We start from the raw sequence: 12,910 nt of genomic DNA on the forward strand, positions 1-12,910 counted from the left end.
GACGTGATCGTGCGCGTGATCCCCATGCGGATGCGTGTGAGTCGTGTCTCCGTGGCTGTGCTCGTGAGTGTGCACTCCATTGGTCATGCCCTGATGCTGGCACGACTCCTCCTCAAGCGCGCAGGTGCAAGGTCTTGCCTATTGCAACTAGCTTGCTGTTAGCTGCCTCTGGCAACACGGACACTGGGGAGGAACTGGATGCGGCGCGCGCTTCTGCTGGCCGTCGTCCTGCTGGCGGGGTGCTCGTCACCCGACGGCTCGACGACCGGACCGGCGACGTCCATCGTGATCGGTGCGGGCAGTGAGCCGGAGAACCTCAACCCGGTGCTCGGCTACGCGCCGGACGGCGCCGCGAAGATCTTCGACGGACTCGTCTCGCGCGACGCCTCGCTGGCGCTGAAACCGGCGCTGGCGCAGGAGCTGCCGACGGCGTCGGCGGACGGCCTGACCTGGACGGCCAAGCTGCGCAAGGACATCACGTTCTCCGACGGCAGCCCGCTGACCGCGGACGACGTCGTGTTCACCTACAGGTCGGTGGTGGACAAGAAGGTGAACTCCACGATCGCCTCCCGGTTCGACGCGCTGGCCGGCGTCGTGGCGAAGGACCCGGCCACCGTCGAGTTCACGCTCTCCTACCCGTACGCCCCGTTCGCGCAGCAGCTCGCGCTCGGCATCGTGCCCGCCGCGAGGCTCACCGGCACGGACATCAACAGCGCGCCGTTCAACACGGCCCCGGTCGGCACCGGCCCGTACACGGTCGAGACGTGGCGCAAGGGCGACCGGATGGTGTTGAAGGCCAACGAGAAGTACTGGGGCGGCGCGCCCGCGATCAAGTCCGTGACCGTGGTCTTCGTGCCGGACGACAACGCCCGCGCGACCCGCATGGCCGCCGGTGAGTTCGACGGCACGGTGCTGCCGCCCAAGCTCGCGCAGACCTACCGCGACCGGTCCGGGTACAAGATCGTGCGGAACCCGTCGGCCGACTACCGCGGTCTCGGCATCCCGTCCGAACTGCCGTTCACCTCGTCCCCGCAGGTCCGGCGCGCGATCAACCTCGGCATCAACCGCCAGGCCATGATCGACGCCGTGCTCGCCGGCTCCGGCAAGCCCGCGTCCACGCCCATCTCGCCGTACCTCAAGGACTGGTACGACGAGAAGACCGCGTTCACCTTCGACGTCGCCGAGGCGGAGAAGCTGCTCGACGAGGCGGGCTGGCGCAAGGGTGCGGACGGCAAACGCGCCAAGGACGGCCAGGCCGCCAAGCTGCCCGTGCTCTATCCCGCTCCCGACGTGCTGCGCAAGGAACTCGCGCTCGCCGCGGCCTCGGACATCGCGAAGCTCGGCATCGACGCCCCGGTCGAGGCGACCACGTTCGACATCATGCTGCAGCGGCGCAAGGAAGCGGCATCGGTCTGGGGCGGCGGCGACCCGTACGACCCGGACACGGCCGCGTACACGTTGCTGCACAGCAAGTACGCGGGCCAGGACGGCTACGTGAACATGACGCTGTACAAGAACTCCACTGTGGACACCGCGCTCGACACCGCCCGCCGCAGCCTCGACCCGGCCACGCGCAAGCAGGCCTACCATGACTTCCAGGAGGCCTACGCCGCCGATCCCGGCTGGGCGTTCCTGGTGTTCCTCGACCACACCTACGTCGTGCGGGACAGGTGGAACGGCCAGGAGACCCAGGTCGAGCCGCACGACCACGGCCTCGTGCACGCGGTGTGGTGGAACCTCGAGCGCTGGACCCCGAAGCCGTGACGCGCGGGCAGGCGATAGGCAGGCTGGCGCTGCGCCGGCTCGCGTTCGCGGTCCCGGTGCTGCTCGTGGTCAGCTTCGCGTTGTTCGTGCTGGCCAAGGCATCGCCGTTCGACCCGATCGAACGCTACTTCGGCGTCCGGATCATCGGCGCCTCACCGGAACGCGTGGCCCAGCTGCGCGCGAACTGGGGCGTCGACGAACCCGTCGTGTCCCAGTACTGGGCCTGGCTGCGGCACGCGGTCACCGGTGACCTCGGCGACTCGCTGTCGTTGCAGCAACCCGTGTCGGCCGTGATCGGCGACCGTCTCGGGTGGACGGTGCTGCTGGTGTCGGTCGGTTTCACGCTGGCACTGGTGCTCGGACTGCTGCTGGGCACGCTCGCGGCGTGGCGGCAGGGGTCGTGGCTCGACCGGTCGATCACGGGCGGCTGTTACGCGCTGGAGGCCGCGCCGGTCTTCTGGGTGGGCCTCGCGGTGCTGTACGTGTTCGCGCTGCAGCTGCGATGGCTTCCCGGCGGCGGCGTGACGACCGGGTCCGAACCGGTGTCCGCCGGCGGCGTCGCGGCCCACCTGGTGCTGCCGGTGGCCGTGCTGGCGATCTCGCAGGCGCCGTGGTTCGTGCTGTTCGTGCGGCAGAACCTCCTGGAGTCCTTCACGCAGGACCACGTGATCGGTGCTCGGGCTCGCGGGCTGCCGGACCACCTGGTGGTGTCGGGGCACGCGTTGCGCACCTCGCTGCTGCCATTCCTGACCCTCCTCGGCGCACGGCTGCCCGAGCTGATCACCGGGGCGTTGCTGGTGGAGACGGTGTTCTCGTGGCCGGGCATCGCGCGGGCGACGGTGGAGGCGGCGCTGAACGTCGACTTCGCGTTGCTGGGCGCGCTGACCGTGATGGCGACGGGCGTGGTGCTGGTGGGCAACCTGCTGGCCGACGTCCTGTACGCGCTGGCCGACCCGAGGGTGGCGCTCGATGGCTGACCTGACCTGGCGTTCCGCTCCACGCAGCCGCCTCACCGCCGCGAGCCCGCCGCGATCACCGAAGTGGCGGCTCCTGCCGTCCGCGATCGTCCTGGGCGTCGTCGCGCTGGTCGTCCTGGTCGTGCCACTGTTCGCAGAACTCAACGAGCAGTACGTCGACCTCGCGATCGCCAACCAGCCGCCGTCCACCGCGCACCTGTTCGGGACCGACGAACTGGGCCGAGACGTGTTGTTGCGCTGCGTCTACGCCCTACGCGTGTCCCTCACGGTCGGTGTGGTCGCGGCCGTGATCTCCGCGGTCGCCGGCACGGCGGTCGGCGCGCTCGCGGGGTCGATCGGCGGCTGGTTCGACCGGATCCTGATGCGCGTGGTCGACGCGATCGCCTCGGTACCGCACCTGCTGCTGGGCATCGTGATCGTGGCGATCCTGCGGCCCAGCCTCTCCGCCGTGATCATCTCGATCGCGCTGACGCACTGGCTGACCGCCGCCCGGATCGTGCGGTCGGAGGTGCTGTCGCTGCGCACGAGGCCGTTCATCGACGCGGCGATCGCCGGCGGCGCGAGCCGGACGCAGGTGCTCACCCGGCACCTGCTGCCGAACGTCGCCCCGCAGGTGCTGCTCGCGACCACCCTGATGGTGCCGCACGCGGTGTGGCACGAGACGGCGTTGTCGTTCCTGGGTCTCGGTCTGCCGCCGCACGCGGCCAGCATCGGCAACATGATCAACGACGCCCAGCGCTCGTTGCTGATCGGCGGCTGGTGGATGTCGCTGGCACCCGGACTGCTGCTGATCATCACGACGCTGGCGGTGTCCGGGCTGAGCGGTGTGTGGCGGGACCGGCTGAACCCCAAGCGGCGCACGGAGTTGACGTGGTGAACCTGGAGATCGACCGGGTGTCGGTGCGGTTCGCGCTCAAGGGCGCGACCGTCGAGGCCGTGAACGACGTGTCGTTGCGGATCAGGCCCGGCGAGTGCGTGGCGCTGGTCGGCGAGAGCGGCTGCGGCAAGACGGTACTGGCCTCGGCCCTGCTCGGGTTCCTCCCTGGCAACGCGGAGACCTCGGGCAGCGCACGACTCGGCGAGATCGACCTGCTCGCCGCGACCGACCACGAGCTCGCGACCACGGTGCGCGGACGGCGGATCGGGCTCATCCCGCAGAGTCCGGCGAGCCACCTGACGCCGGTCCGCACCGCGCGGTCCCAGCTCGAGGAGGCCGCGCGAATCCTCGGCGGCGACGCCCGGCAGGCAGCCGAACGGGCCGGCCTGCTGCCCGAACACCTCGACCGCTACCCGCACGAGCTGTCCGGCGGCATGGCGCAGCGGGTCGCGAACGCGCTGGCGCTGGTCGGCAACCCGCCGCTGCTGATCGCCGACGAACCCACCACCGGGCTCGACCGCGATCTCGTGGACGGGCTGCTCGACGAGTTCCGCAGGCTGGTCGACGACGGTCACGCCGTCCTGCTGATCACCCACGACCTCGCGGCGGCGCACCGGGTCGCCGACCGGATCGCGGTGATGTACGCGGGCCGGATCGTCGAGGCCGGCCCGGCGCACGAGGTACTCGACGCCTCGAAGCACCCCTACAGCCGAGGGCTCGCGAACGCCCTGCCGGAACGGGACTTCCTCCCGATCCCCGGCCAGCCTCCCCTGCTCACCGACCTGCCGGCGGGGTGCGCGTTCGCCCCGCGCTGCGACCAGGCCACCGCGATCTGTGAGGACCGTCCCGTGCTCACCGACGACCCGCACGCCGTCGCGTGCCACCGCCCGTGCTGACCGGGCTCGGCATCACCGCCGGCTACCAGGCTCCGGTGATCACGGACGTCAGCCTGACCGTCCATCCCGGACAGACCGTGGGTCTCGCCGGGCCGAGCGGATCGGGCAAGTCCACTTTGGCGCGGGTGCTCGCGTTGCTGCACAAGCCTTTCGCGGGCACGGTGGAGATCGACGGCGAGACCGTCACCGGGTTCCGGTTCAGGGCCGCGCAACGCACCAGGATCGGTGTCCTGTTCCAGCAGCCGAGGTTGTCGGTCGACCCGCGGTTCACGCTCCGCCAGGCGATCGCGGAACCCGGCGGCGATCGCGTCGGCGAACTGGCCGACCTGGTGATGCTCACCGACGACCTGCTGGGCCGCCGCCCGCACGAGGTCAGCGACGGCCAGTTGCAACGCGCCTGCCTCGCCCGTGCGCTCGCGCTGAACCCGCGGTACCTGATCTGCGACGAGATGACGACGATGCTGGACGCCTCCACGACGGCGGCACTGGTCGGCGTGATCCGGGCGTACCAACGCGAGTCCGGCGCGGGCGTGCTCGCGATCTCGCACGACACCACGCTGCTCACTAGGTGGGCGGACGAGACCGTCAGACTTTCAGCACCGCTGCCACGATGACGTTGTTGCGGTAGCTGCCCGCGACCCGGTCGAAGTCGCCGCCACACGTGACGAGCCGCAGCTCGGACAACGGCGTCGGCCCGTACACCAGGGCGGTCGGGAAAGCGGACTTCTCCATCGTCTGGGTGCTGCTCACGACGAACGTGAGCTTGCTGCCGTCCTCGCGCTCCACCAGCACCTCGGCACCGGGCTGGAGCTCGGGCAGCCGGAAGAACACGCCGGGCCCGGTCTTCGAGTCGACGTGCCCGCCGATCACGGCCGGACCGGCGTCACCAGGCGCGATCCCCTTGGCGTACCACCCGGCCCGGTCCGCGCGGGTCGGCGGTTCCAGCGCCCCGGCGGAGTCGACCTTCAGCGCTTCGAGCGTGGTCTCGACGCCGATCGACGGGATCAGCACCGTCACCGGCTCCGGCACCTCGTCCGCGCCCGGCCCCTTGACGACGTAGATCAGCGTGACCAGCACCGCCGCCCCCATGAGGAGCTTGCCCCTGGCCATCAGCCGAACCGGAACAGCCGGCCGCGCACCGAGTACATCGCCACGCCCACGATGAGCGTGATCACCAGGGCGGTGAGCCAGTCCCAGCCGCCCGCCATGCCGCCGAACCCGGTCTCCTGCCCGCCTCCGGGCACGACCTCGGCGGCCTTGGCGTCGGTCCGCAGCTCGATCCGCCGCGCGCTGACCAGCAGGGTGTAGACGGCGCCGGGGTCGATCGTGGCTTCCAGCGTCGTGGAGTCCTTGCCGCGCGGCAGCACCTGCAGCCCGTCCGAGCCGGGTGCCAGCAGGACGTAGCCGGTCGCGGAGTTCGCCTGCACGCCTCGGTGCACAGGCGCGCCGCCGCGCACCAGGTCCATGTCGGCGTCACCGGCGTTGATCACGCGCAGCCGCGCCTGCCCGTCCGGGGGCAGGCTGATGTCGTCCTCCAGCACCCTCATCGAGGAGGCGATGTCGATGACCGTGTAGGCCTTCCCGGTCTCCGCCCGCAGCGACACCGACCGCAGCAACGGGCTCCCCGGCTCGGCCATCCGGAACTCGGCGACGTGCTCGCCCGGCTCGACGCGGCGGTAGTCGTAGAGCTGGGCGTAGTCGAGGGTGCCGAGCTTGACCCCGTCGAGCGTGCCGTCGACGCGCGCCTGGTCCATCGAGAAGTGCCCGAGGCGGATGTACGTGCCTGTCGCGGCGTGCGCGGGCGTGGCGGAGAGCAGCAGCAACAGCACTACGGCGAGCACTCGCACGCGGACCCCTCCCCTCACTGGACGTCTCCACGATAACGCGCCTGATCAGCGTGCAGTGAGGTTCGGCCGTCCCCCGGGATGCGTCACCGTGGCCCCCGACGCCTCGACCGCGAGCCGCGCCGCCTCCTCGGGGCCGTCTCCACGCGTGAGAGCGAACGCCAGCCCCGCCACGAACGCGTCACCGCCCCCGGTCGTGTCCACCACCTCCACGTCCCCCAGCGGCACCACCAGCTCTCCTCCGTCCCACACGAACACATTGCCCACACCGTCCACGGCGAACGCGACGAGCTCCTTCGGCATCAGCTCACGGGCCGCGGCCAGCGCGTCGTCCGCGTTCGTGATCTTCCGGCCGGTCAGCTGCTCGGCCTCGCGGTGGTCCGCGCGCACCACGTCCGCGCATGCCAGCAGTTCGTCTCGCAGCCGTTCGGGTGCGCCGTCGAGCACCACCCGCCCGGTTGCCGCCCGCGCCGCCTTGAGAGCCACCTCTGGCCGTTGCTGCAGCTGCACGACCACGGTGGCCGCACGCTCGATGACCTCGATCGGCAGGTCCTCCTCGCGCAGCAGCACGCCGTCCGGAACGTCCTCCAGGTACCGCCACCCGTCGGCGACCACGTCCACGAACAGCGCGGTGTCGCACTCGGGCCGCCGCACCACGCCCTCGGTGGCGATGCCGTCCGCCCCGGCCCGCGCGATCAGCCGGGCGCCCACGTCGTCGTCCCCGACCACACCGACGAGCGCGACCGGCGCCCCCAGCTGCGCCAGCCCGACCGCGATGTTCGCGCCCTTGCCGCCCAGCATCTCCCGGCGTTCCCGCACGGGTGTCGTGCCGCCGGCCTCCGGCACCTCGTCCACGACGAGGACCAGGTCCCGCCCCACCTGCCCGACCACCACGACGTCGTCCATGGTGGTGGACTACCCGGGATCAACTCCGCGGGAACCGGTCGGTGACGTCGAGCCCGTCCGGCAGCACCGCGAACAGGTCGACCGGCGTCCGCTGCGACACCATCTCGCCCCGGTGCAGCCGCTTGAGCCGGTCCCTGGCCACGACGACCTGCTCGCTGGGCGCGGAGAGCACGATGACCGGCACCGCGCCCTGGGCGACGTGCGCGCTCACCCGGTCCGCGGTCCCGCGCCCGAACTTGAGCACCGTCCCGTACCGCACGAGGTAGAGCAGACCCTCCTCGCCGCGCACGCGCCTGAGCTGCCGCACCTCCCCTGTCTCGTCGTCGCGGCCCCACGTGCCGTGCGACTTGGTCAGCCACCGGTACCCGGTCCACGGCAGCCCGTGCACGTCCGTCGCGAGCACCGTCAAGCCGGGCCGGAAGTACTTGGCGAGCCGGACCTTCACGGTCGTCGCGGCGATGAACTCCGAGTTCTCCCGCCAGGTGCCGTCGAGCTCCAGCCGGTGCGCGATCTTCTGCACCGCCGGGTCCGGCACGGACCTGTCGTCCAGGCACACCAGGCACCTCGTGCGCCAGCCGACGCCGCACGAGCGCGCGACACCGCACCAGCCGCACTGCTGGATCTGCACGGGCGCGCCACCGGGCCGGTCGTGCAGCACCTTCATCTGGTCGGACACGACCTGCAGGCACGGCGCGCACAAAGCGCACCACGCGACCTCGGTGACCTCCTTGCGCGGCAACCGGGTCATGCAGTTGATGCACTGCTTCACTTTGCCCTCCCCTGGCGGGAAAGCCTATTCCAGCGCCCTTCGCAGGCGCGAGGAGACGAGAGCGTGACGAGGATCGGTGACCGGGAGCCGCAGGTGCAGGCGTTCGAGCACCTCGGTGTCCTCGCCGTTGTCCGCGAACGACAGCAGCGCGTCGAGATCTCCCCGCTCCAGCACGCCCCTGCGCACCGCGGCGGCGAGGTCGGCCCGCTCCTCGCGGACCACCGGCGCGTCCGAACGGGGAAGCAGATCACCGTGGTAGTGCCGGGTCGCCTTGCCCGCGTCGCCGGACCTGAGCGCCGACCGCACGTCCAGGAAGTCGCCGCGCACCACGGCATCGAGCCGGTACGGCCTCGTCAGCAGGACACCACCGAGCTGCGCGCGCAGCCTGTGCAGCTCCGCGCGGACCGTGGTCGGGTTCCCACGTTCACCATAGAGCAACAACGCGAGTTGTTCCGCCGTCAGGCCCTTGGGGTGCAGGGCGAGCGCCGTCAGCACCTCCGCGTTGCGCAACGTGAGCGCCAGCGGCCGTCCGTCGAGGCCGGCGTGCAGGCCGCCGAGGAAGTTCAGCGTCAGCACGTGCTGGCGCGGCGCGAACCGCTGCAGGTGGTGCTCGGCCAGCCGCGCGGCCGCGGACACGAGTTGCGCGACGGCCGGGTGCATCGTCTTCAACGGCCCGCTGACGTCGACGACCCCCAGCAGTAACCCCGTGTGGGGGTCGTGGATCGGGCTCGCCGCGCACGTCCAGCCGTGGTAGGTGCGCACGAGGTGTTCGCGGGAGTGGACGGTGACGGACCTGCCGGTCGCCAGCGCGGTGCCCATCGCGTTCGTGCCTATGACGTCCTCGCTCCACCGCGACCCCTCGGTGAGGTGGACGCGTTCGGCCCGGTGCCGGACCTGGTTGTCGCCCTCGCACCACAGGATGTGGCCGCGGGTGTCGGTGACGATCATGATCGTGTCGTCCATCGACAGCGTGTGCGTGAGCAGCGGGACGGTCGCGGCCAGTGGGTGCGCGCCCCGCAGGTCCGCGACCTCGTCCGGCCCGTACACGACCGGCGCCTCGTGCCGGTCGGGATCGATGCGCGCGTCGAGCGACCTCCGCCACGACTCGAAGATCACCGGCCGGGCGGCACCCAGTTCGCCGGGGTCCATTGCTCCAGGATGCAGGGCCCGTTGCCACCGGAGCAAGCCCGCGGCTACTCCGTTCGGATGCAACGTGGGTGAAACGTCGGCGGTTCTACGTTCGCCACCGGTTCGCAACGACGCGGGAGGCCCAGATGGCGAAGTACGCGGCTCCAGGACAACCCGGCAGCGTGGTCACGTATCGCGACCGGTACGACCACTTCATCGGAGGCGAGTACGTGCCGCCCGCCAAGGGCCAGTACTTCGCCAACCCCACCCCGGTCACCGGTGAGAACTTCACCGAGATCGCCCGCGGCACCTCCGAGGACGTCGACCGCGCGCTGGACGCCGCCCACGGCGCCTCCCGCGCCTGGGGCAGGACGTCGGTCGCGGAACGCGCCAACGTGCTCAACAAGATCGCCGACCGCATCGAGGCCAACCTGGAGATGCTCGCGGTCGCGGAGACGTGGGACAACGGCAAGGCCGTCCGCGAGACCCTGGCCGCCGACCTGCCGCTCGCTGTCGACCACTTCCGCTACTTCGCGGGCGCGCTGCGCGCCCAGGAGGGCGGCATCTCGCAGATCGACGAGGACCTGGTCGCCTACCACCTGCACGAACCGCTCGGCGTCGTCGCGCAGATCATCCCGTGGAACTTCCCGATCCTGATGGCGGTCTGGAAGCTCGCACCCGCCCTGGCCGCGGGCAACGCGGTCGTGCTCAAGCCGGCCGAGCAGACGCCGGCGTCGATCCACGTCCTGATGGAACTGATCGCCGACCTCATCCCGCCGGGTGTCCTGAACATCGTCAACGGTTTCGGCGTCGAGGCGGGCAAGCCGCTCGCGTCCTCGCGGCGCATCGCGAAGGTGGCGTTCACCGGCGAGACGACCACCGGCCGGTTGATCATGCAGTACGCCAGCGAGAACATCATCCCCGTCACGCTGGAGCTCGGCGGCAAGTCGCCCAACGTGTTCTTCTCCGACGTGGCCTCGCAGCGGGATGCCTTCTACGACAAGGCACTCGAAGGCTTCACGATGTTCGCGCTGAACCAGGGCGAGGTCTGCACGTGCCCGTCGCGGGCGCTGATCCAGAGCGACATCTACGACGGCTTCATGGGTGACGCCGTCGAACGGACCCGCGCGATCAAGCAGGGCCACCCGCTCGACACCGAGACGATGATGGGCGCGCAGGCGTCCAACGACCAGCTCGAGAAGATCCTGTCCTACATCGACATCGGCAGGCAGGAAGGCGCCCGCGTGCTGACCGGCGGCGAGCGCGCCGACCTCGGCGGCGAACTGTCCGGCGGCTACTACGTGACGCCGACGATCTTCGAGGGCGACAACAAGATGCGGATCTTCCAGGAGGAGATCTTCGGCCCGGTCGTCTCGGTCACCCAGTTCTCCGACTACGACGACGCCATGAAGACCGCCAACGACACCCTGTACGGCCTGGGCGCCGGCGTGTGGTCACGCGACGGGTCCGTTGCCTATCGCGCCGGCCGCGACATCCAGGCGGGCCGGGTGTGGGTGAACAACTACCACGCCTACCCGGCGCACGCGGCGTTCGGCGGCTACAAGCAGTCCGGCATCGGCCGCGAGAACCACAAGATGATGCTCGACCACTACCAGCAGACCAAGAACCTGCTCGTCAGCTACTCCCCGAACGCCCTGGGCTTCTTCTGATGCCCCGCGTCGCACTGACGCCGGAGGCCGCGGACGTGCTCCGCGGCCTCCGGGCCGACCACGGCGACCTGATGTTCCACCAGTCCGGCGGCTGCTGCGACGGCTCGGCCCCGATGTGCTACCTGGCCGGGGAGTTCCGCACCGGTTCGTCCGACGTCCACCTCGGCGATCTCGCGGTGGACGAGTTCGTCATTCCTGTGTGGATGTCCGCGGCGCAGTTCGAGTACTGGAGCCACACGCACCTGACGATCGACGTGGTGCCCGGTCGTGGAAGCGGTTTCTCGCTGGAGGCACCACTGGGAGTACGTTTTCTGGTGCGCTCTCGACTGCTCACCGACGAGGAGCTCTAGCATATGGCCGCATGACCGTCCAATGCGGATGCTGCGGAGCCGAGATCACCTCTACGGACCGCATCGACTACAGGTTGAACCGTCCGGAGCAACTGCTCGGCGTGCCCGGCGAGCAACTCGGTGCCCCCACGGGCGGCCTGCTCGTCGGACCGGACGGTGACTCCTACATCCGTTGCCTGCTCCCGGTTCGGCTGACCGGCGGAACCGAGATCGTGTTCGGCGCGTGGACGCAGATCAGCAAGGTCGACGCGATGTACGCCCACGCCGTGTGGGACAACGACGAGCAGTACGCGAACCTGCGGATCACCGGCACGTTCGCGAACGTCATCAAACCGTGGGACGTGCTCGGCGTGCCTGTCGAGGCCACCGTGCTCAACGCCGACGAGCTGCCGTACTTCACCTCGCACCCGTTACTGGACCGCGAATGGGACCGGGACGAGGTGCTGTGCCGCATCCGGCACCCGTTGCCCGTGCCGGTCCGCGAGACCCTCGGCGAGGTCTGGACCATCGAACGCACCGAGGGCATGCGCTGCGTCGTCGACGGCCGCACGGTCAGGTTCACGAGCCCGGACCGCCGGGTGGCGCTCGACGTCTACGCCGACCTCACCGGCGGCAGCGTGAGCGACTTCCTCGGCGCGGTCCTCGACGGCTACCCCGCGAGCGCCGAGCACTCCGTCGAGCACGACGGCCCGGAATTGCGGCACGCGTTCTGGCTCAGCGAGGTGATCGACGGCCACGAGGAACAGGTGTTCCACGCGCACGTCGTCCGTCCCGGCACGATGATCTCCGTGCGCTGCGTGCACCGCTATCCGGTCGACAGGGCGTGGGCACAGCACGTGCTCAACAGCGTCCGGTACATCGGGTGACGGCCTGCGACTGCTGCGGCACCGAGCTCGACGATTCGGGCGCCATCGACCTGGACCTGGGCCTGCCGCCCGGCGTGCGCGCCCCCACGCTTTTGGCCGGCGGCAACGTGCTCCTGACCGGCGACGCCGCGTACGTCCGGTGCGTGCTGCTCGTCGAGCTGACCGGCGACCTGGAGCTGTGGTTCGGCGCCTGGATGCGGGTCGATCCGCAGGACGCCCGGCACGCGGCCGGCTCGTGGGACGGCCCCGGCTACGCCTCGCTGAAGTTCACCGGCACGTTCGCGCACGACATCAAGCCGTGGGACGGCCTGCGCGGCGTGGAGGTCGCCGCCGAGGTCCGCGAGCCCGAGGGCCTCCCCGAATACGTCCGGCACCCGTTGCTCGGCAAGGTCTGGGACCGCGACGAGGTGCTCAGCGGGTACCTGGTCGAGCTGCCGGTGTCGATCCAGCAGAAGCTGCCCGGTAGGTGGAGCGTCGAACGGACCGCCGGCCTCACCCCGCACGTGCTGGAGGAGGGCCTGCGGTTCGCCGGGCCCGGCCGCGCGGTGTTCGTCGACGTCCGCCGGGCCCAGGGCACGACGGCCGACCGGTTCCTGGAGCTTGCCCTGGAGGGCGCCCCGGACGTGCCGGAGGACCAGCGGTTCCAGGAGCGCGACGGCGTCGAGTTGCGGCACGCCCTGTGGCTCACCTCCGCCCCGGGCCAGCACGAGTTCCACGGCCACGTCGCGCGGTTCGGGGAGATGGTCGTCGTGACGTGCGTGCACGACGACCCGGCCGACCACGCGTGGGCACGCCACGTGCTGAACAGCGTCCGCTACCGCACCGGACCACGATCGTAACGTCAGGGAAATCCCAAGTTTGCG

14 protein-coding genes are annotated in these 12,910 nt (G+C 70.6%); 9 read left to right on the forward strand and 5 right to left on the reverse strand.

The annotated features are described in order from the left end of the window. Nucleotides 1-198: 198 nt before the first annotated feature. The 5 genes from BLR21_RS07435 to BLR21_RS07455 are packed head-to-tail and all read left to right on the forward strand — an operon-like array spanning nucleotide 199 to nucleotide 5,128. Nucleotides 199-1,764, forward strand: coding sequence for an ABC transporter substrate-binding protein (locus BLR21_RS07435; RefSeq protein WP_090004922.1), 1,566 nt, complete (start codon nucleotides 199-201; stop codon nucleotides 1,762-1,764). Further along, a complete protein-coding gene (locus BLR21_RS07440; protein WP_256334535.1) occupies nucleotides 1,731-2,741 on the forward strand; it encodes an ABC transporter permease in 1,011 nt (336 codons plus the stop codon). Before BLR21_RS07435 ends, BLR21_RS07440 begins: the two co-directional genes overlap by 34 nt. After that, nucleotides 2,734-3,618, forward strand: a complete 885-nt coding sequence (locus BLR21_RS07445) for an ABC transporter permease (protein WP_090004923.1) — start codon at nucleotides 2,734-2,736, stop codon at nucleotides 3,616-3,618. Before BLR21_RS07440 ends, BLR21_RS07445 begins: the two co-directional genes overlap by 8 nt. Further along, nucleotides 3,612-4,514: an ABC transporter ATP-binding protein gene (locus tag BLR21_RS07450; RefSeq protein WP_218130784.1), complete on the forward strand. Its 903-nt coding sequence runs from the start codon at nucleotides 3,612-3,614 to the stop codon at nucleotides 4,512-4,514. Before BLR21_RS07445 ends, BLR21_RS07450 begins: the two co-directional genes overlap by 7 nt. Then, entirely contained in the window at nucleotides 4,496-5,128 is a 633-nt protein-coding gene (locus BLR21_RS07455) for an ABC transporter ATP-binding protein (protein WP_256334536.1), read from the forward strand. Before BLR21_RS07450 ends, BLR21_RS07455 begins: the two co-directional genes overlap by 19 nt. Here BLR21_RS07455 and BLR21_RS07460 read toward each other — a convergent pair. The 5 genes from BLR21_RS07460 to BLR21_RS07480 are packed head-to-tail and all read right to left on the reverse strand — an operon-like array spanning nucleotide 5,100 to nucleotide 9,182. Beyond that, nucleotides 5,100-5,624 carry a class F sortase gene (locus BLR21_RS07460; protein WP_256334537.1) on the reverse strand — a complete coding sequence of 175 codons (525 nt, stop codon included), beginning with the start codon at nucleotides 5,622-5,624 and terminating at the stop codon, nucleotides 5,100-5,102. The genes BLR21_RS07455 and BLR21_RS07460 overlap by 29 nt on opposite strands. Beyond that, the gene (locus BLR21_RS07465) at nucleotides 5,624-6,361 is read right to left on the reverse strand and encodes a DUF4397 domain-containing protein (protein WP_143027640.1); all 738 of its coding nucleotides are present in this window, start codon (nucleotides 6,359-6,361) and stop codon (nucleotides 5,624-5,626) included. The genes BLR21_RS07460 and BLR21_RS07465 overlap by 1 nt, the downstream gene beginning before the upstream one ends. Nucleotides 6,362-6,406: 45 nt before the next feature. Further along, nucleotides 6,407-7,264: a PfkB family carbohydrate kinase gene (locus BLR21_RS07470; protein WP_090004926.1), complete on the reverse strand. Its 858-nt coding sequence runs from the start codon at nucleotides 7,262-7,264 to the stop codon at nucleotides 6,407-6,409. A gap of 19 nt (nucleotides 7,265-7,283) precedes the next feature. Further along, on the reverse strand, nucleotides 7,284-8,033 hold the full coding sequence (locus BLR21_RS07475) for a hypothetical protein (protein ID WP_090004927.1): 750 nt from the start codon (nucleotides 8,031-8,033) through the stop codon (nucleotides 7,284-7,286). Nucleotides 8,034-8,057: 24 nt separating this feature from the next. Next, entirely contained in the window at nucleotides 8,058-9,182 is a 1,125-nt protein-coding gene (locus tag BLR21_RS07480; RefSeq protein ID WP_090004928.1) for a GAF domain-containing protein, read from the reverse strand. A 125-nt stretch (nucleotides 9,183-9,307) separates the two neighbouring features. Here BLR21_RS07480 and adh point away from each other — a divergent pair, with 125 nt between their 5' ends. The 4 genes from adh to BLR21_RS07500 are packed head-to-tail and all read left to right on the forward strand — an operon-like array spanning nucleotide 9,308 to nucleotide 12,886. Then, complete coding sequence (gene adh / locus BLR21_RS07485; RefSeq protein ID WP_090004929.1) at nucleotides 9,308-10,831, forward strand: aldehyde dehydrogenase; 1,524 nt, start codon at nucleotides 9,308-9,310, stop codon at nucleotides 10,829-10,831. Next, complete coding sequence (locus tag BLR21_RS07490; RefSeq protein ID WP_176929522.1) at nucleotides 10,831-11,181, forward strand: DUF779 domain-containing protein; 351 nt, start codon at nucleotides 10,831-10,833, stop codon at nucleotides 11,179-11,181. Before adh ends, BLR21_RS07490 begins: the two co-directional genes overlap by 1 nt. A gap of 11 nt (nucleotides 11,182-11,192) precedes the next feature. Beyond that, nucleotides 11,193-12,047 (forward strand): DUF2199 domain-containing protein, encoded by an 855-nt coding sequence (locus BLR21_RS07495; RefSeq protein ID WP_090004930.1) that lies wholly within the window; start codon nucleotides 11,193-11,195, stop codon nucleotides 12,045-12,047. After that, nucleotides 12,044-12,886 carry a hypothetical protein gene (locus tag BLR21_RS07500; RefSeq protein WP_090004931.1) on the forward strand — a complete coding sequence of 281 codons (843 nt, stop codon included), beginning with the start codon at nucleotides 12,044-12,046 and terminating at the stop codon, nucleotides 12,884-12,886. Before BLR21_RS07495 ends, BLR21_RS07500 begins: the two co-directional genes overlap by 4 nt. Nucleotides 12,887-12,910 lie beyond the last annotated feature (24 nt).

The organism is Lentzea albidocapillata subsp. violacea (genome assembly GCF_900100275.1).
Classification (GTDB): Bacteria; Actinomycetota; Actinomycetes; order Mycobacteriales; family Pseudonocardiaceae; genus Lentzea; species Lentzea violacea.

Bases quoted from the DNA above. Each gene is read 5' to 3' on its own strand.
- BLR21_RS07435 (WP_090004922.1), top strand. From the start codon at position 199: ATGCGGCGCGCGCTTCTGCTGGCCGTCGTCCTGCTGGCGGGGTGCTCG.
- BLR21_RS07445 (WP_090004923.1), top strand. From the start codon at position 2,734: ATGGCTGACCTGACCTGGCGTTCCGCTCCACGCAGCCGCCTCACCGCC.
- BLR21_RS07460 (WP_256334537.1), bottom strand. From the start codon at position 5,624: ATGGCCAGGGGCAAGCTCCTCATGGGGGCGGCGGTGCTGGTCACGCTG.
- BLR21_RS07470 (WP_090004926.1), bottom strand. From the start codon at position 7,264: ATGGACGACGTCGTGGTGGTCGGGCAGGTGGGGCGGGACCTGGTCCTC.
- BLR21_RS07480 (WP_090004928.1), bottom strand. From the start codon at position 9,182: ATGGACCCCGGCGAACTGGGTGCCGCCCGGCCGGTGATCTTCGAGTCG.
- adh (WP_090004929.1), top strand. From the start codon at position 9,308: ATGGCGAAGTACGCGGCTCCAGGACAACCCGGCAGCGTGGTCACGTAT.
- BLR21_RS07490 (WP_176929522.1), top strand. From the start codon at position 10,831: ATGCCCCGCGTCGCACTGACGCCGGAGGCCGCGGACGTGCTCCGCGGC.
- BLR21_RS07495 (WP_090004930.1), top strand. From the start codon at position 11,193: ATGACCGTCCAATGCGGATGCTGCGGAGCCGAGATCACCTCTACGGAC.